Annotated in this window: 11 protein-coding genes; 4 read left to right on the top strand and 7 right to left on the bottom strand. The window is 41.3% G+C overall.

Going from position 1 to position 20,378, the window contains the following annotated elements:
- Positions 1-10: 10 nt before the first annotated feature.
- Genes ACRD7A_RS16180 through ACRD7A_RS16150 form a run of 7 tightly spaced genes read right to left on the bottom strand, consistent with a single transcriptional unit; the run spans position 11 to position 9,304 of the window.
- Positions 11-1,351 carry a choice-of-anchor J domain-containing protein gene (locus ACRD7A_RS16180; RefSeq protein ID WP_430812245.1) on the bottom strand — a complete coding sequence of 447 codons (1,341 nt, stop codon included), beginning with the start codon at positions 1,349-1,351 and terminating at the stop codon, positions 11-13.
- Between the two features lie 28 nt (positions 1,352-1,379).
- Entirely contained in the window at positions 1,380-1,934 is a 555-nt protein-coding gene (locus tag ACRD7A_RS16175; RefSeq protein ID WP_430812244.1) for a choice-of-anchor J domain-containing protein, read from the bottom strand.
- An 8-nt stretch (positions 1,935-1,942) separates the two neighbouring features.
- Entirely contained in the window at positions 1,943-3,535 is a 1,593-nt protein-coding gene (locus ACRD7A_RS16170; protein WP_430812243.1) for a sulfatase family protein, read from the bottom strand.
- A gap of 4 nt (positions 3,536-3,539) precedes the next feature.
- On the bottom strand, positions 3,540-4,871 hold the full coding sequence (locus tag ACRD7A_RS16165) for a sulfatase family protein (RefSeq protein ID WP_430812242.1): 1,332 nt from the start codon (positions 4,869-4,871) through the stop codon (positions 3,540-3,542).
- Between the two features lie 58 nt (positions 4,872-4,929).
- The gene (locus tag ACRD7A_RS16160; protein WP_430812241.1) at positions 4,930-6,162 is read right to left on the bottom strand and encodes a glycoside hydrolase family 88 protein; all 1,233 of its coding nucleotides are present in this window, start codon (positions 6,160-6,162) and stop codon (positions 4,930-4,932) included.
- Positions 6,163-6,168: 6 nt separating this feature from the next.
- Positions 6,169-8,115 carry a heparin-sulfate lyase HepC gene (gene hepC / locus ACRD7A_RS16155; protein WP_430812240.1) on the bottom strand — a complete coding sequence of 649 codons (1,947 nt, stop codon included), beginning with the start codon at positions 8,113-8,115 and terminating at the stop codon, positions 6,169-6,171.
- A gap of 13 nt (positions 8,116-8,128) precedes the next feature.
- A complete protein-coding gene (locus ACRD7A_RS16150) occupies positions 8,129-9,304 on the bottom strand; it encodes a glycoside hydrolase family 88 protein (protein ID WP_430812239.1) in 1,176 nt (391 codons plus the stop codon).
- A 384-nt stretch (positions 9,305-9,688) separates the two neighbouring features.
- Here ACRD7A_RS16150 and ACRD7A_RS16145 point away from each other — a divergent pair, with 384 nt between their 5' ends.
- From ACRD7A_RS16145 to ACRD7A_RS16130, 4 genes are all read left to right on the top strand, one after another.
- Complete coding sequence (locus ACRD7A_RS16145; RefSeq protein ID WP_430812238.1) at positions 9,689-12,334, top strand: DUF4962 domain-containing protein; 2,646 nt, start codon at positions 9,689-9,691, stop codon at positions 12,332-12,334.
- A gap of 350 nt (positions 12,335-12,684) precedes the next feature.
- Positions 12,685-15,951, top strand: a complete 3,267-nt coding sequence (locus tag ACRD7A_RS16140) for a SusC/RagA family TonB-linked outer membrane protein (protein ID WP_430817955.1) — start codon at positions 12,685-12,687, stop codon at positions 15,949-15,951.
- Between the two features lie 19 nt (positions 15,952-15,970).
- Positions 15,971-17,608 (top strand): RagB/SusD family nutrient uptake outer membrane protein, encoded by a 1,638-nt coding sequence (locus tag ACRD7A_RS16135; RefSeq protein ID WP_430812236.1) that lies wholly within the window; start codon positions 15,971-15,973, stop codon positions 17,606-17,608.
- A 105-nt stretch (positions 17,609-17,713) separates the two neighbouring features.
- Complete coding sequence (locus ACRD7A_RS16130; RefSeq protein ID WP_430812235.1) at positions 17,714-20,335, top strand: ligand-binding sensor domain-containing protein; 2,622 nt, start codon at positions 17,714-17,716, stop codon at positions 20,333-20,335.
- Positions 20,336-20,378 lie beyond the last annotated feature (43 nt).

The following is a 20,378-nucleotide window of genomic DNA, read 5'->3' as shown; positions in this document are numbered from 1 at the left end:
TGTTGATTATTTACTTTTTTATGAATTTGGTAACAGAAACTTTTTCGTCTTGTTTTACCATGATAATGTACTGTCCAACAGTTAGCTCCGACACATTAACTTGCTTGTTGTTGATAGGTGCCTTTTTAACCAGCTGGCCAGCTAAATTGTAAATCTCTGCATGCGCCTTACCATCAATACTAATATTGAGCATGTCGCGAGTTGGGTTTGGATAAACTTCAACAGCTAAAAGCTCCTTGTCATTTAGGTTAGTAGGTGTGGCTTCTTCCACTTTAAAATTTTTGATGCGGATTTCATTTTGGCTATCACCATATGCTTTATACGGTGCATATTGAATGGCAAAAGTTACGGCATCGGCTTGTAAGTCCATTGTATGGCTATAGCTGTATAATAAAGAAGTAGCAAAACCAAAACCATGTGTATCTGGAATAATATTCTCACTTATCTTAATCCAGGTGGCAGCAGCCTGGTCGCCATCATAATCAGTCGAATAATAAAGTGAAATATTTGAAGATTGGAAGTTTTTCCAGCCAGCTAAGAATGAAATTTGTTTTTGTTTTGAACTCGAGCATATTACTTTTGGTGAAATAAGCCAATCATCCTGGTCTCTTTTTCCATCAGTCATAAACACTGTTGCTGCCGCCTTATAAGCCCATTCTTTTGTTGCATGAACATTACTAACGACAGTCCAATCTTCCAAATCATTTGCCCATGCTGCTGCATATGGTAAAGGCCATTCGGTAACGGAACCAGATGTTGTAAGCGTTAGGTCTTTGACACGAATGCGATTGCGATTCTCATCATCTGTGTTGTCCTCGGGAGTATTGTTCGGGTCGGTCCATCCCTCTGAAGTGTACTTAAATGCAATACGTACGGTTGCTGAAGTACTTGGCATTACATATGATGAAGACACATAACCCGCTCCACCATTCCAGCCTACTGAATAGCCATTAGTTATATCTAATTCTAAAGAAGTCCAGGTAGCGCCGGTTCCATCGCTCCCCCAGTTTTCGGTATAGTACACATCTAATTTACCCGCTGGTGACCCATTATCGGCCTGAGCTGCAACAAAACTTAAGGTAAAAGTTGAACCATTTGAAAAATCAAATTCAGGTGATACGATCCATTCTTCACTTTGTGTATCTTGTGTGTTGGTGGCCTGAATGCCATCACCGCCCCCTCTGTTATCCCACTGAACTGTTCCTGAGGTAGCACTGCTTACCATCCAGTTTTCATAGCCATCATTCCAGTTGGTACTGTACATGGTTGTTTGGGCATGGCTTACACCCATTGTGCTTGCGACGATTACTGCAAGCACTAAAAGTTGTTTAACTTTGGTAATTGTTTTCATAATAATAGATTTAATTTAAGATTTAAGTTTATTTCCCAAGTACTTTAAAGCGACGAATGCGGATTTCGTTTTGCCTTTCTCCCGCCTCGTTATGAGGTTGATAGCGGATGGCAAAATGTACCTTCGGGGCACTAAATTTTAGCTTTTTACTATATGTGTAATACGCCGCCCATTTAAATCCAAAAGGGTGTGAATCCGGAATGATATTTTCTTCTATTAAGATCCATTCTGCCGCCTCTACATTGCCTTCAAAATTGGTTGAATAGTAAAGGCTTATGTTGGATGATTGTGCTTTGTTCCAAGCGGCGTTTAGCCATACCTTTTTAGCACCTTTACCAGAACAGTTGATGGCTGGTGAGATTAACCAGTCGTCGTTAGCACGTTTACTATCAGTAATCGTCAATGTTTCCGCACTCTTCCATTGCCAGGTTTTTGATTGGTATTTATTGTCAATTACCTGCCAGTCTTCAAGATCGGTTGCCCAGGCAGCTTTATACGGTAAGGTTTTAGCATCTTGTGCCATGGCATTTATCGTCATCACCAGACAGCCGATTGCAATTGCTAGTTTTCTAAAGTTTTTCATTGTGTTAATTATTTAGTTGTATTCAATCGTTGTTTTAACTCAGTATACTGATTGTCGGTATCGCCAATTTTTGCTTTCATCTGGCTTAGCTGCTTTTTTAACTCAGTAATTACGTCCTGATATTCTGGTTGGTGATACACATTATTCATTTCCAGAGGATCGTTTCTTAAATCATATAGTTCCCATCCGGGCGTCGAATCCGGATGCCCGTAATTATTGGCATCCAGGTTGAGTGCATAGTAGAAAATCAGTTTATAATCATTAGTGCGGATACCATAGTGAGCAGGTGTAGTTGAACGGTGCATCCAGTAACGGTAATAAACTGCCGTTGGCCAGTTGTGAATGGCCTGACCTTCAAGTAAAGGTTTAAAACTTCGGCCTTGCATTTCTTCCGGTACTTCAATGCCTGCGAAATCAAGTAAGGTAGGTGCAAAGTCAACGTTCGATATCAGCTCCTTTATTTCTGTTTTTGGTTTTAAAGAACCAGGATAGCGCATCAGAAACGGCATCTTGATTGCTTCCTCAAAAATCCAGCGTTTATCAAGGTATTGATGTTCGCCAAGGAACATACCCTGGTCGGATGTGTAGATGACAATGGTATTGTCAGTCAAACCGTTCTCATCCAGATAATCAATAATACGCCCAACGCTTTCATCCACCGATGCTACGGTGCGGAGGTAGTCTTTCAGGTACTTTTGATAAGTGGCCTTAACCACTTCCTTCTCACTTAGGCCTTCAATATGAAGCTTACCGGTTGGCCATTCACTATAATCGTGCACAGACGAAACTTTTATTTGTCCGCTCATTCGCTTGGCTAATCGCATTAAAGTATTGCCTACTTCGCGTGTAGCTATAGAGCGGTGACTCATATCTTCAAAGAGCGAAGTTGGCTCAGGTATCTCAATGCCATCAAACAAGTCTTTATATTTAGGGTGATATTCCCATAAGGCATGAGGAGCTTTATGATGCATCATTAGCATAAACGGCTTGTCTTTGGGTTGCTCCTTTAGCCAATTAAGCGAAAGGTCTGTAATCACATCGCTGACATACCCTTCGTGAGTTTGCACTTGTCGGTGATGGAAGTCCGTATTTTCGTCAAGGCCTTTTTCTATAAATTCAGGATTGAAATATAACCCCTGGTCGGGCAATACGTTCCAATAGTCAAAACCTTGTGGTTCGGAGTGAAGGTGCCACTTACCGATGAGGGCAGTTCTGTAGCCCCCGCGGCGTAAATGATGCGCAATGTGCACTGTCGCTGTGTCCAGTTGATCACTAAGGGTACGTACTCCATTAGTATGACTGTATTGTCCGGTTAATATGCTTGCCCGGCTGGGCGTGCAAATAGAATTATTGGCATAACAGTTCGTCAACAAAACCCCTTCCTTGGCCAGTCTATCGATATTGGGAGTTGGCGCTACCTCTGCTAAATGCGAACCATAGGCTGAGATGGCATTGGTAGCATGATCATCAGACATGATAAAAATGATGTTGGGCTGCTGAATTGTCGTATTACTTTGCCGGCAGCCAAAGTGAATGGCTGCCAGGCAAACAATACAAACCACCTGTATCAATCTAGTATGTGAAAATTTAATATTGACCATATCCTTATTTTACAGAACCAGCTGCCCTGCTGTTTTTTAGTATGTCGTATTCGAAATCCAGTATAAGCTGTGTCAATCGCTTAACTACATCTGGATGTTGCTGGGCCACATTGTTTTTTTCCGCCTTATCTTTTTCAATATTGTAAAGTGCCAGGCCGATGGAACCGCCGTGGTTATTTTGGTTACCTGGTTGTCCATCGTGTCCAGGTGTTTCCACAATACGGTAGCGATGCGGTACATGTAATTTCCACTTACCGGCCCTGATAGCTTCTACACGGCGACCATTCATAAAAAAGAAGGCTTCGTAAGGCGTGTTGGCTAATGGGGTGGTGAGTAGTGGATAAATGCTCTTGCCATCAACCGGTTGATGCAGTGTTTGATTGGTTATTTCCAAAATTGTTGGTAACAGATCGAGCGTTGATGCCAGCTCCCTACAGGTAGAGCCAGCAGGGATGGTGCCTGGCATTTGTGCAATAAAGGGTACCCGATGGCCCCCATCGAAAGTGGTGCCTTTACCTTCTCTGAGCTGACCAGCACTGCCCCCATGATTACCGTAGGATAGCCAAGGCCCGTTATCGGACGAGAAGAGCAGCAATGTGTTCTCTTCGATTTTTAAATCTTTAAGCACTTTTACTATCTGCCCTGCTGACCAGTCGATCTCCATGACTGCATCGCCGTATAAACCGGCTTTTGATTTACCTCTGAATTGCTCAGAAGCACCCAATGGTACATGGGGCAGAGGGTATGGCACATACACAAAAAAGGGCTGGTCTTTATGTGATTTAATAAAGTCGATGGTTTTGTGTGTTAAGCGCTGTGTGAGTGTATTAACATTCGGATTATACTCTATCACCTCTTCGTTGTGGTAAAGCGGAATGGCCGGGTAGTGATGTGATGGTTTTGGGTGAAATGGCCACATATCCATCGAATAGGGAATACCAAAGAACTCATCGAAGCCATGCTGACGGGGCATAAACTCTGGGTGGTGTCCCAGGTGCCATTTTCCAAATATGGCGGTTTTGTACCCATCTTGTTTCAGGTAGTCGGCAATGGTTAATTCAGCTGCGCTTAAACCGGTCGTCGATAAATCATCCACTACTTTTTCCAGCCCAATCCTGGCAGCATAAACACCCGTCATCAGTGAAGCGCGCGATGGCGTGCAGGATGCGGCAGACACATAAAAATCAGTGAAGCGCATGCCATCCTCTGCCATCTGATCGAGGTGCGGTGTTTTAATCCCCTTTGAGCCGTAACAAGCTAAATCGCCATACCCTAAATCATCGGCAAATAAAATAATGATGTTGGGTTTATTCTTGTTTACCGGTGCTTTTGCCATAGCTAGATCTATACCATTTAGCAGGCTTATAACCAGGCAGAACGCAGATATGAAGTGTTTACTGACGTGGATCATACGAGAAAAGCGATTGGTTATTATTCAGCTTGATATAACGAAGCAGGGCCTCGGCATAATAGTAATCGGCATAAATTAATGTACCATCTACCTCGCTGCCATTCAAGTAATTGCCAGTGGCATGCTTGATAACGAAATGACCATTGGTGCCTGGTTGTGCCAGGTATTGCTCAGACGATAAGCTGGTCAGAATTTTCTCGGCTGCTTTATAGTAACGCTTGCCATTATCAGTGTAAGTGCTTAATTCCAACAAGGCAGATGCCATAATGGCCGCTGCTGATGCATCGCGCATGGTTGGTATTTTAGGTGCATGGTAATCCCAGTAGGGCACCATGTCTTCCGGCATGTTCGGATGACTCAATAAAAACTCAGCAATGTTTTCTGCAAAGCTGAGATATTGTGCTTCTCCTGTTTCGCGGAACATTAATGTAAAACCATATAAGCCCCAGGATTGGCCCCGACTCCAGGCTGCCGTTTTCGGATCGCTGAAACCATTGTTATAGTCCATGCGCCGAAAAGCGCCTGTTTCGGCATCGTAATCCACCACATGTGGACATGAATAATCAGCACGATAATGAAATTTCATAGTCTGCAATGCATGCTTAGTGGCGATGTCAGTAAATGACTGGTCGCCAGAAAAACGAGTGGCTTCAAACAGCAGTTCCAGATTCATCATGTTATCGATGATAACCGGATATTTCCAGTCGCGTTCTTTGTTGGGGTTCCACGACATAATGCTTTGTGTTTTTTCGCTGAAACGTGTGCAGAGTGCCTTTGCGGCATTCACCACTGCTGCCTTATATTGCTCTTCGCCGGTTAACAGGTAACCATTGCCATAGCTGCAATAAATACGAAACCCGATGTCGTGATCATGATTACTGTATTGCTCTTTTTCCAGATAGGCTGTAACCGTGGCAGCTTCTTTTTGCCAATGAGCTTTACCGGTGTATTCGTATAAATACCAAAGGATACCAGGGTAAAATCCACTTGTCCAGTCTTTTGATGGACGTAAACCCCGTTCTATTGAGCGCGGTGTTAACTGTGTTCTTTTCACCTCTTTTAGCATGCCATCGGCCTGTTTTTCGATTACATCAAAGGCCTTGTGCACCCATCCAGGGGCCTCCTCCTTACAGAGGCCTTGTGCATTAGACGATTGCGGTGTGCAGAGAATTACGATAAGCAATACCAGTAAATAATGTTTCAAGCTTTTATTCATTGTATCTTATATTTCTAACCGGTGTTTTTCTTTATTTACCACTATCTCAACTTGCTGCTTTCCTTCCGAAGTAGTAGTAAAGGCAGCCTTTACCTTTGGTGGTTTGTGGCCACTGAAAGGGTAAATGATTGTGATGTATTGCGTGTTGTTGCCATTTTTTTTTTGTTGCCTGAATGCGAAGGCCGGACGTGGTATTTCCTTGCGGTAGGCATAGGATACTTTTCCTTCCTCTTCAATCATTTGCATGGGACTATTGGCAAAACATTGAATAAATACGTTGTTGCCATCTTTGAAGGTCGTACAGGCACTATTGTGTTTTAGCTTAATGTCAGCTTCCCCTTCTACCAGCTGATAATGTAGATCAATTTGACCGGTCCCTTTGCCTATCGCTTTATCAACGATGACAAAAAAGGATTGATCGACAAAGAAGACGTTACGCTGATGGGTTAAATCCTCGTAGCTGGGGTTTTGATAGACCAATTTATCAAGGTCTGAAGAGGTCGACCACTCGATAAGGTTGGCATTAACCGTAATGTCTTTGTTGTCGAGCGTTAATGTTTGATGTACTTTGCTTTGACGGTACCAGTTACGTAACTTCATAATTTCAGCATCACCACCGTAAACATAACAGCCTGCGTCTGGCATAAAATTGCGGCCATTTACCCATAGTTCAAACGTGCCGTTATCTGGTTGGCTGTGCCAGAATGCGGGCGGCGAAGCTTTTAATACCATTACGGTTGATCCATCATGCCAGCCATTGCGGAAGGTATAAAATCCACCATTCTTAAGCGCTTTTGATAGGTGTTGTGGTGCTATCCCTTCTTTACCTTCTGTGGCATAATAACGGATGATCTCGTTGTCCGGGAATACCTGTGCCCAGATTTTGTAATTCTTTAGCATGTTACGCTTCGATTCTTTTTTAGCATCGCTGAACATCGGATATGTATGGTCAGGGAAAGAGGTGTTAACAGTGGCCATTATCATCTTTTCAATCGCCAAGGCATAGCTTGGTGGAAATTCATTAGCCATGTTACATAACTGTGCCATGTAATAGGCTTTTAAAAAGATATTGATGGCCGCAACATGATAATTCAATGATAGCTCATATTGTAAGCCATCGGGGTATACTTGTTTGTTTATTTCTTTGTTAAGGATAGCAATCCCTTCTTTACGCCAAACCGAAGCATTTTTAAATTCGGGAAAAAAGCCACCGCCATATATCATGCGTTGTGCTTCAAACAAAAGGTGGTTGCCACGTTCGGAGTATTTTTCTCGCACACGTTCGGCATGCACATGGTAGTTATACAAAAACTCGATTAAGAAATCGCTAGTGAAATGACGGGAATCAATAAAGTAGTTAAACAGGTTAGTCTGATCCTGCACCCGTCGGGCTGTTTCCAGCTGACGCCAGGCAAAGCGATCGTTTTCTTTCGATAAGCCTCTGGGATTATCTTTTATCCAGTCGCGCATTTGCCATACCCATTCTTTGGCATAGGCTTCATCACCGGTCGACCAATAGGCTTGTCCCATTGGAATCCACCAATACATGCGGTGCAATTGCCAGCGGACTTCATTATCTTTTACTGGCCAATATTGCCAATTGATCGTATCGCCATAATCGAAGTAGCCATAACCTTTGTGCACAAAAAACTGGTGTTGCATACCCTTATTGGCTTTTTCCAGGGTGGCGCCACTCAGCTTTTTATTGGAAAATTTGTCACGGTCAGCTCTGTTTACCTCCGGGTGTTGGATAGATGTTCGCTGACGGTAGTAAGCGAGTAGTTCTTCCTGAGCTTTATCGTAATTTTTAGCCCTTACTTGTGTTTTAACGTTTTCTAAGCCTGGATAATCAAGGTCTATCAGGTCAAAAACAGCAATTGCCTGCTGTGCTTTCATCATAAATGGGAAAGCAACAACAAGCAATAAACCTAGTATTGTTCTGTATCTTAGCATATGAATGTAGCCGTTATTTTTTCATTGATTGATAGCGTAGTATAGCTTCCAGGTAATAATAGTCGGCGTAGTTAATTGGCGTGTCTACCTCCGAATTATTGGGTAGGGCGCCAACACTATGTTTTAGTACAAAGAAGTTATTGGTTCCTGCTTCAGCCAGGTAGGCTGGCGAGGATAAGCTCTTCAGAACATTCTCTGCATATTCAAAGTACTTCTCACCGCCAGTAGTGTATTTTGATAATTCAAGTAAGGCACTGGCTGTTATCGCAGCAGCTGAGGCGTCGCGCGGTGCATTGGGGATGTTTGGCGCATTATAATCCCAGTAGGGAATCAAATCGGCAGGCATGGTTTCCAGGTTCATGATAAAATCAGCGATATTGGTCGCCATCTGCAAGTAAGCCGGGTCTTTTGTGAAGCGATACATCATGGTATATCCGTATACGCCCCAGGCTTGTCCTCTGGCCCATGATGATTCATGCGAGTACCCCTGGTGGGTGTGTTTTTCTAAGGGTTTTCCAGTTATTGTATCATAACTTACCACATGATACGAACTGTAATCCTCTCTGAAATGATTAGCCATGGTTATATCAGCGTGCGATGTGGCAATGTCTGAGTAGACTTTATCATTGGAAGTATTGCTAGTCCACATTAGGTATTCCAGATTCATCATATTATCAACGATGACCGGATATTGCCATTCGTCAAAATCCCATGAGCGAATGCAGCCTACGGTTTTATTATATCGCGAAATCAATGACTGCGCACCGTGTAATAAAACATTCTTGTAGGCCTCATTTTTTGTTAAGCGGTAGGCATTACCGTAGGAGCAGTAAAGCATAAAACCTAAGTCGTGTGTATGAGTTATGTGCTTAATCGAGTCTAAGGCTTCGGTGTATTTTATGGCTTCATCCTTTAATTGATCGTTGGCACTTAATTCGTAGCCATACCAGAGTGTTCCGGGGAAAAAACCAACAGTCCAATCTTGTAAATGACACAAGCGAACATCTCCATTCGGATAAACCGAGCGAGGGTTATGCTCAGGTGTATAATGTTCTGCCGCTAACACTAGTTGCTGTTCTGCTGTTTTAACTGCATGGTTGAGCCACTGGTCGGTTGGAGGCTTTTGACAGGCCATTAATACAATCGCAATTAAAATGTACCTGGATAAGTGTAAAAATAGTCGATTCATCTGTGTTTAATTATTTATTGTTTTCTCTTTCGATTTTAGTATTGCAAACATATTGCAGATGACTCGTCTTGTGTTTTGTGATTATCCATAAGCTTTCTAAAAATGGCTCCTAGCTTATACTTTTGTTGAAAATCATTTTACTTTAGTTGAATGTCTCCATTCTAAATTTCATCGTATATAGCTCGTTGAGTATTGATAGTTAGCATTGTAGAGCTTGGTGATTAGCTCTTTTATTATAAAAAGGCTTAGCTTATTTTATACTTGATATTTGCTGTATGGGAAGAAATTACACATTCAACTGCATTAAAGGGAAAGTAGTGATTCGGAAATGTATGGGCTATATGATTTTTATATTTTGGGAGCCTAATTTTAAATCAACTGAAAATGAACTTAATCCATTCCTATCGGGGTATTGCCATATTAATAATAGTCGTCTTCAGTATTACAACTTGGGCTCAAAAAGCACGGCAGGTTATTCAGAAAGAGGAATTAATGCCTCTGATGCGATTCGAGGCTGCTCCTCGGAGTGGTAAGATTGAGGTGAATGCGCCATGGTTTTATTGGTCACCTGTGGTGAAAAGTAAAAGTGGATATAATACTTATAGCTTTGACTCAGAGTATCTCTATCAGTGTCGTCTCTCGCATGATTTAACATTTGCTGACTCTTCAACGATAACTTCACCGGTTAAGGAATGGACACTTTATAATCCGCATGTAAAGTTGGCAAAAGGGTATTGGTATTGGCAATATGGGAGTATTCATAAAATAAGCGGAGAGCAATTGTGGTCAGAACCAATTCGATTTGAGGTGAGTGGTCAGGAGCGCGATTTTGTTATTCCTCCCTTTGCGACCTTAAAAGACAGGATAGGCAACAAGCACCCACGAATTTATTGTTCTCAGGAGCAAGTAGGGGCATTTGATATGAGTTTACCTGGGTTAATTACTTTTTTGGAGCAGAGCGAAAAACTAGTTGGTAAGCGGCTACCTGCCACATTAGTTTATAATAACCAAAAGGTGCTAAGTACTAAAAAAAAGCAGCTAAATGATAAGGACTATAGAAGGTTTTTAAGTAAGCGCACAAAAGAAAAATACCGTAGTCAGGCTCGTGCTTTTGACAGTATTCTAAAAGCCTGGCTGTTAACCGAAGATATGCGTTATAAGGAAGAGGCACGAAGGAGGTATACATACTTGAAACGTCAATATGCTATGATTCTGGAGGCTGGTGCCTATAATGATTTTACAGAAGGATTTTACATCAATATTACCACGCAAATGTTTGATGTTTTTTACGATTACCTATCAGCAAATGAAAGACTTGAGATTATATCGTATCTGACAGAGAAGCAAGAAGAATCTTATCACCATATACTGCATAGAGGAGAGGTTTTTGCTATTGATAACCATTTATGGCAGCATCATTTCAGACATTTTTTTATGACCAGCCTTGCGCTCATAAACCATACGCCCGAGGCCGACAAATGGCTTTGGTACGTTTACGAAGTTTGGTCGATGAGGGCGCCTATAGGTAGTCGTAATGATGGGGGTTGGGTACCTGATAATGGTTACTTCTCTGCCAACACCGAGTCGCTGGTAACTTTTGCGGTTATCCTGAGTCGCCTAACAGGGGTAGATTACTTTCAAGTTCCATGGTACCAGAATTCGCCAAAATATATGTATTATACCTCACCCATAGGTCATGTGGCTGGAGGGTTTGGTGATTTAGCAGAGCTGAAGCGAGAGAATAACCTGAGTTATGTTAGAGCTCTTTCAGCCATTACAGGTGATCCTTATGGGTACCTCTATTCTCAATTAGCTGAAGGGGTGCCGTTATCTGATAATCAATCACCGCTTGATTTGATATCGCTCTCAGATGATGGAAATATCTATTGGTTTGCAATGATGATGGCCAATGAAAATAGGCGTCAGAAATCCATTATACCAGAGAGGACAGCCATTTTTCCTGATGTAGGAATGGTATCTATGAATTCTAACTTGCAGAAATTTAGTGATAATTTAATGGTGCTGTTTCGTTCATCGCCCTATGGCCTTACCGGCCATGCTCATGCTAGTCAAAATGCCTTTAATATTCAATACGGCGGTGAACCACTGTTTTTTAAAACCGGCTATTACTCGAGTTTTGTCGATCCACACTCAGCATTGAGCTACCGCCATACCCGAGCCCACAATTCTATATTGGCCAATGGAATAGGGCAAACTATGACACCCGCTTCATATGGGTGGGTTGCCCGTTTTGCAACTGGTCAATACTTTTCTTACGCGTTAGGCGATGCTTCAAATGCTTATTCAGGCCAGCTATTGCGCGACTTTTTTGTGAAGCAGTTTGACAAGTGGAATATTGAAATAACAGAAGAAAATGGGTTTGGTCATCCGGGCGTTAATATATTCAGAAGGCATATTAGTATGTTGGATGATAATATAATTGTCATTTACGATGAACTGGAAGCTGATGAGCCAGTGGAGTGGTCGTGGCTTTTGAATGGACGCGATGTAATAGAGCAGAAAGACAATAGCTTCCTAACCGAAAACAGAACTGGTAAAGCATTGTGTCGATTATTTAGCAACGACAACCTGAAATTTTCGGTGACAGATACATTTTTTGCTGCTGCTGATGATTGGTTGGGTAATGGCTCTAAAAGAGGCATAGAATTTAACAACCATTGGCATGGAGTTGCCAAAACATCAAAATGCAGTAGCACAAGATACCTGGCTATTATTCAGGTTGGACCAAAGTCAAAACGCTTTAAGAAGTTAAAGGTGAGAAATGATGGAGTAATCGAGCTTAATGACTGGTTAATAAACGCCGAGTTAAATGTTAATCAGCCCGCACAATTAGACATGAAAAAAAGGAATAAGGCTTGTGTCAGTTTTGGAAATGGCAATGTGTTGTTTGATAAAGTAAGCTATTCGCGTCAGACCAAAGGTAGCACGCTGGTAATAGAAAAAACTGAAGATGGCATAAGAGTGGATGAGCTGATTGACAACTTGCCTGGAGCTGCCGTCTATTATTGATGTATTGCATACTGGTTGACCCGTATTCATTTGACTAGTGGTGCTTCAAAATCGCTGTAACATGATGGCCTCGAAAGGAAGGGGGCTGTTTGATGTAATTATTAACGTATGCTCAGCCAAATGTTTACTTATGCTCTTTTTTAAAATGATCGTATTCGATACTTCTGGTTCTTACAAAATCAATTTCTTTGTGCAGTTTTTTTAACAAAGTAATTAGTCTAAATGTACCGAGAGGTGCTAATTCGACGATTTTGAAATTGTTTTCAACGATTTTAACAGCCTTTCAACATAGTCTTAGAGCGAATTAACGAAAAGCGAAGCATGAGACATAAGGCTAAATGTATTTTTGGATGAAAATTTTAATCCAACGTTTTATGAAAAAGATAGGTGTTCAAATTTTATTTCTAATGATGGGGCTTTTGTGTTCGGCTTATTCCATAGCTCAACAGAAAACTGTCAGAGGAACAGTAATGGATGAGCTCGGCGAGAAATTGCCTGGGGTTAATGTTCTTATCAAAGGCACCACCAGGGGGACAATCACAAACATTAATGGTGAATATACACTCACGGTCAATAATGCATTGCAAGATGTTTTAGTGTTTTCTTTTATTGGTTTTGATGATCAAGAAATAGTTGTTGGCAAACAAGATGTTATCAATGTCATTCTTAAAACCGAATTCGCTCAGTTGGATGAGGTGGTTGCTATTGGCTATGGAGGCATGAAGAAAAAAGACTTAACAGGAGCCATTGCATCTGTTAATGTAGTTGACATGGAAAAGATGCCTGTGGCCAATGTGGCACAAGCCATGGCAGGTCGTGTGGCCGGTGTACAAATTACTACCTCAGAAGGAGAACCAGGAGCTGGTATTTCTATTCGTGTGCGTGGAGGTGGTTCAATTACTCAAAGTAATGAACCTCTTTATGTTGTTGATGGCTTCCCATCTGAGGATGGATTGTCAGCCTTGGATCCGTCAGATATTGAATCAATTGACATTCTTAAAGATGCCTCCTCTACGGCTATTTATGGCGCGCGCGGTGCCAATGGGGTGGTTGTGGTAACCACCAAAGGGAGTACCGTAAAAAAGACGACGGTTAACTTCGATGCATATTACGGCATTAAACAACTAAGCAATCGCTTGGATGTGATGAGTCCATACGATTTCGTAAGAATGGATTACGAACGTGAGACACTGGGTGATCCTTATAGTGGCATTGACGCAAATGGCATGCCCATTCCAACAGACGCATACAGAAGCCACGCTAACATCTATGGATTTTGGGAGCAGCATGAGGAGTTATACACCAATCGACCTGGCATAGATTGGCAGGATGAAACGCTCGGTGACAATGCATACATTCAGAACTATAAGGTAAGCGTAACCGGTGGTACAAAATCGGCACGTTATAACTTGGCTTATTCACACTTCGATGATGAAGGTTTGATGGTAGCCAGTGGCTTTAATCGTGATAATGCGAAACTAAAACTAAATTTAACGCCCAATGATAAACTGGATATTTCTACCAATATTAATTATACGCGCCAGGAGAAATATGGGAATGGAACTTCAACAGGTAACGACCGCTTTAATCGTTTGTCGCATGTGATTCAATACCGTCCAACCATTGGTATAAAGGGTGAGGACGAAGATTTAATCAATATGGATGAAGACCCCATATTGGAAGATGAGAACGGTAACGTGATGCAAAACCCTATTGCCTCTGCACATGCTGAACATCGCTCGTACCAGCGCAAGATTTTGTCTATGAATGCCAGTATGCAATATGAAGTTTTACCTAACTTTTTTGCCAAGGTAAGCGGAGGGTTTAGAGATGAAAACCGGCGTACAGAAATATTTGACGGTGAGCGTTCAATTACTGCAAAACGTAACAGCATACAAGGATCGCTGCGTAACGATGAGATCGCATCCTACAATAACACGAACTTGTTAAAATATAAAAACAAATTTAATAAGCACCGTATTGATTTAACGGTAGGAAATGAAAATAATTATCGCAAAGCACGTTGGTTCCGAGCAGGAGCATCTGGTTTTCCAAATGACGACATCGGTTTGGCAGATCTTTCTTTAGGTGCCACGCCAGATGTACCTGCTTCATACGAGTATGATAATACGCTGATTTCATTTTTTGGGCGTGCTTTTTATAGCTACCGGCAACGTTACCTAATGACGGTAACCTATCGTGCTGATGGTTCATCTAAATTCGGTGCTGACAACAAATGGGGGTATTTCCCTGCTGCCTCAATTGCCTGGAGGGCTAATGAAGAACCATTTATCAAAGATTTGAATGTTTTTTCAAACCTAAAGCTTAGATTCGGATATGGTGAGGCCGGTAATAATCGTATTGGTGATTACAACTCCTTATCAACACTTAGCGGTATTACTTATCCTTTAAACGGCACTTCCGTCATTGGGGTTGAACCAGATCGATTAGCCAATCCTAATCTTAAGTGGGAAACGACCACAACTATGAACTTTGGTTTAGAGATGGGATTCTTTAATCAGCGAATTCAATTCACAGGTGAGTTTTATCAAAACAAAGTATCTGACTTGCTGTTAAATGCTACTATTCCTTATTCATCAGGTTATGCTAATAGAGTGATGAATATTGGCGCAACGGAAAATCAGGGAATGGAATTTATCCTGTCAACAGTTAATATACAAAGCAAAAACTTTACGTGGACCAGTGATTTTAATATCTCGTTCAATAAAAATAAAGTGACATCATTGGTTGGTGATCAGGAATATTTCTTATTCGATTCAGGCTGGAACTCCAATATTACAGGTGACTATATTGTACGCGTAGGCGACCCCGTTGGGCAAATGTATGGTTGGGAAACCGAAGGGATTTACCGCGTTGAGGATTTTAATTATGATGCTGTAAATGGCACTTATGCACTTAAGGAAGGTATTGCCGATGATCCCAATAATCCGGCTCAACCTGGTAGCTGGAAATATAGGGATATAGCAGGTGATCATGATGAGGACGGTAATCCTATACCTGATGGAGTTATAGATACAAATGACAGAAAAGTAATTGGTAATGCTAACCCGATACACTTTGGTGGATTAACCAATACATTCTCGTACAAAAACATAGATTTAAGTGTATTTCTTAACTGGTCGTGGGGCAACGATGTGTATAATGCCAGTAAACTGTTTAATTCGGCTGGAGACCGTAGTAACCGTAACGCATTGGCAGTTGTTACTAACCGCTGGTCAAATATTGATGAAAATGGTTTTGCCGTAAGCGATCCTGCGCAGTTGGCAGAAATGAATAAAGGAGCAAATGTAGCCCGTATTGATGAGCTAAACCTGAATGGAATGAGAGCCCATTCTTGGGGCATTGAAGATGCCTCGTTCTTACGCATTAGTAATATCTCACTTGGCTATAATTTGCCAAAGAAATGGTTAAACAAGGTAAGGGTTAATAAATGTCGGGTTTACTTCACAGCTAACAACCTGTATACATTTACCAACTATTCAGGCTTCGATCCTGAGGTGAGTACCAAAAATAGAACAGGTATTACACCAGGTGTTGATTTCGGTGCATATCCGCGTAACAAATCATATGTATTTGGTATGAACCTAAGTTTTTAATCACTAACAAATCAGAAAAATGCAAAATATAAAAAGTTCATATATAGCACTTGTATTAATAGTGTTGGGTGCAGTGTCTTTCACATCATGCGAAGATTTGCTACACGAAGAACCACAATCGTTTTATTCCAGTAATACGTTCTTTGAAAGTACAGAGCAGGCTAATATGGCCGTTATTGGCGTATATGATTTACTAGGGACCACTAATTTATATGGTCAAGTTGTATCTGCAATTTTCCCATGCGATACGGATATCTCACAAATTAGAGGTACAGGCGATGATGGGAGTAAACGTTCAGTTGGACATTACACGGGGCATCCCTCGGTTGCCATGTTTGAACGAGCCTGGCGCGACTATTATGTTATTATTGAGCGTGCTAATTACGCCATTGACGGTATTAGCAAGATGAGTCAGTATACGGATGGGACAGATGAAGAAAAACTTGTTCTGGAGCAGTATATCGGAGAAGCAAAATTTTTAAGGGCACTGGTCTATTTCGATTTAGTTCGAATGTGGGGCGATGTACCTTTTACAACAGAACCTACATCAGTTAACGAAGATTTACATGTTACACGTACAAATCGTTCGGTCATTTACGACCAGATTATAAAGGATTTAGAATATGCTAAAGCTAAACTGCCATGGGCTTCGGAGGCACCACAAAACGAAAGGGTTAATCAAGGGGCTGCACGTGGATACTTGGTGAGAGTTCTAATGGGTAGAGCTGGTTATTCCTTGCAGCTCGATGGTAGTATTACGCGACCTGATAACTACCTGGAATACTTTAAGAGAGCTGCACTAGAGGCAGATACTATTATTCGATCGGGGGAACACCTGTTGAATTACGATTATGAACAGGTATTTCGCAATTATGCCGAGGGAAAAGTTGAACCCATGGAGAGCATGTTTGAAATAGCCTTTGCGCCCATGGGTATCAATGCTGAAAATGGAGGTTTTATTTCGACATACATTGGTCCAAAAACAGATGCAAAGAGTAGTTACGGGCGAGCCAATGCCTTTATCAATGCTATGTGGCCTTTTTATGAAACCTTTTCGCTAGATGATGCACGACGTGATGTAGCCATTGCTCCATACGAAGTCAAGGCGGACAATAGCAGAAAGTATTACGATACCAAAAAAAGTAATTACCATAAAATATTCCCAGGTAAATGGCGAAGAGAATGGAATGCAAGCTCGCCCGAATTTACTAATGAAACAGATGTTAACTGGGTGTTGTTACGCTATGCCGATGTGTTGTTAATGTACGCCGAAGCCATTAATGAGTGCCGTAATGACTTGCCCGGTAACTTAACAATGGCCGATGCTTTTGGAGCTGTTCGTCTTGTGCGACAACGTGCCGATTTAGATCCTTGGGATGAAAGTATTTCGCAAAGCGATTTTCGGGAAAACATGGTGCAAGAAAGAGCCTGGGAGCTTTGTTATGAAGGATGGCGTAAATGGGATTTAATTCGTTGGAATCTGTTGAACGAAAAAATTCAGGAAGCGGGAGCTGCTGCCAAAGCCATACGCGAAAAATACCCTTACCCGGCCATGGATAATTTTGTCGATGGAAAACATCAGCTATATCCAATTCCTCAAAGAGATATGGATGTGAATAATGGCTTAGAACAACAAAATCCGGGCTATGGTTCCTAGTTTTATTAATAATATGGTTTGATTTTGATGTTAAGGAGAATACTTTTGGGTATTCTCCTTTTGTAATTTATACAATAGAGTGTAACGCCGTAAATAGAAACGAAAATGAGTATGCTGATAAAGAGGTGTGTGCAATTAGTCTTGATAGGGTTTTGTTTTATTGCTCAGGCCAATGACCGGAAAGTGTTGTTTAAGAACATTACCAATAAAGACGGACTTTCTCATAGTACTGTTTTTTCAATTACACAAGATTCAACCGGCTATATCTGGCTGGCCACGCAAGATGGTCTCAATCGGTACGATGGATACGAATTCAAAGTTTTCAGAGGGGACGACGTACACTCAACGGTATCGTCGAACTATATTCGTTCCTTGTTCGTCGATCGAGCAGGTTTGGTTTGGATTGGTGGTAATAACGGCGTTAGTAAATATAACGAACGCACCGAAGAATTTACTAACTATCCCCTTTTTCAGCAAAAGAAAGGGAGATACATCACCAGTATCGTTCAAACTCAGTCAGGCGACTTATGGGCCGCTTCTTATAATGGAAAGTTATTTCGGTATAAAGCTGCATCTGACAAGTTTGAAGAGCTGAAGCTGCAATGGTCAGATAGTACCGTTGGAACAAATATTGGTACTTTGTATGCAGCCGATAACTATTTACTAATTGGCACTGAAAGTGGACTGTTTCAGCTCGATGAAGTAAGTTTGAATTTAGACCGCATACAACTGCCAGGGATGGATGCACCTGTAAGGGCTATTGTTAAGGATGTAGATGGCTCCTATTGGCTAGGCACTGAGGGTGAAGGCGTTTTTCATGTGGCTGCCGATTTTAAATTAATAGATCATTATCAGCATAGCGTCTACAAGGAAAATACTTTATGTAATGACAATGTGCGTTCACTTTGTTTCGATGAGAATGGCCAATTGTGGATTGGTACCTTTGTAGGTTTAAGTATTCTAAATGTTCAGTCGAATACTTTTTTTAACTACGCCGAGGAATTTGACCGTCCTTATTCTTTAAGTCAAAATTCTGTTCGTTCGATTTTTAAAGACAAAAATGGGGGGGTATGGTTAGGTACTTTTTTTGGAGGCGTTAACTATTATCATCAGTCCAATATTAAATTTGATATTTTAAACCAGAATGGAGGAGCCCTGTCGTTAAGCGACAATGTGGTAAGTGCCATAAAGGAGGATGAAAAGGGTAATTTCTGGATTTTAACCAACGATGATGGATTAAATTACTGGGATAGGCAACGCAAATCCATTGCCGTGATTCGACACGATGAGAAAAAGTCCAATACCCTTAGTACCAACAACCTGAAGTCGATAGAATATGGTGAGCCTGGCAAGCTGCTAATTGGAACACACAATGCAGGCTTAAATTATTACGATATCCATACAAAACAAAACCTAGTTTTTAGAGCTGGTGGAGCTGTTGGCGATATTTCAGATGATAATGTATACGCCCTGTTGAAAGATACAAAAAACCGGATTTGGGTAGGAACGTGGAAAGGCCTGAATCAGTTTAACGAGCAAAGCCAGACGTTTACTCCCTATTATATCGATAGCAACGGCCAACGCTTAACCTCCGATCAGATCTCGTATTTGCTTGAAGATTCACGGGGGCGAATTTGGATTGGCACCTTTGAGGGGGTTAATATTTTTTACCCCGACCGAAATGCGTTTGAGACATTTGTCAATGAATCAAATTCTAGCAATGTTTTGCCCGGTAATGAAATAACCTGTGTTTATGAGGATAGTAAAGGAAGAATCTGGATAGGTACCCGCAATGGCTTATGCATTTTTGACGAGATTGAGCGCAATTTCGTGGAAATATCGGTGGATGAAGGGCTGCCTAACAGTTTTGTATACGGTATTTTAGAAGACGATAAGGGTTTGATGTGGGTGTCGACCAACGGAGGTTTAGCCTGTTACAACCCACGGACAAAACGATTTATTATCTACGATAAGGATGATGGGATTCAGGATACTCAATTTAATAATTACTCCTTCTGCAAAGCGAGTACCGGCGAGTTACTTTTTGGGGGTATTAACGGCATTACCATATTTGATCCGGCAAATATTCAAGATACAGCGTTTGATAATCAGGTCATATTTACGCGCTTTAGTTTATTTAACAATGTTATTATCCCAGGCGATGAATCCAGACTGCTGGAACATAGCTTAAACCATACAACAAACATTAAGTTGGCGCATGATCAAAATGTATTTACCATTGCCTTTACAGCGATTAACTATATTAATGGCAATAAGATAAGCTATGAATTTAAGCTTGATGGTTATGATGATGATTGGCGTTTAAGTGAAGCTAGCCGCAGTGCATATTATTCAAATATCACACCTGGTAAATACGTGTTTAAGGTAAGAGCTGCTATTGATGGTGAAGTGGATAGTAATTCATTGGCAACTCTCGACATTGAGGTGAAGCCTCCATGGTGGGAAACATATTGGGCATATTTGGGATATTTTGTTGTTTTAATATCAATGTTTTACACAGCTTATGTGCTTTTAAAAGAACGGATTAAAACGCAGCAACAGTTAAGACTCGAGCGCCTGGAGAAGCACAAGATAACAGAAGTGAACCAAATGAAACTGCAGTTTTTCACGAATATTTCGCATGAGTTTAGAACGCCCTTAACACTTATTATTAGTCCTTTGCAAAAGATTATGGCTGTAGTTTACAATAGCGTTTTAATTTTGTAACTTAATGAGAAAATGCCATGGATACCGCCAAAATAAAAGAAGT

This window comes from Carboxylicivirga longa, from assembly GCF_050589825.1.
GTDB lineage: Bacteria > Bacteroidota > Bacteroidia > Bacteroidales > Marinilabiliaceae > Carboxylicivirga > Carboxylicivirga longa.
The sequence above is the reverse complement of the archived record's forward strand: the minus strand, read 5'-3'. Positions and strand labels throughout refer to the sequence as shown.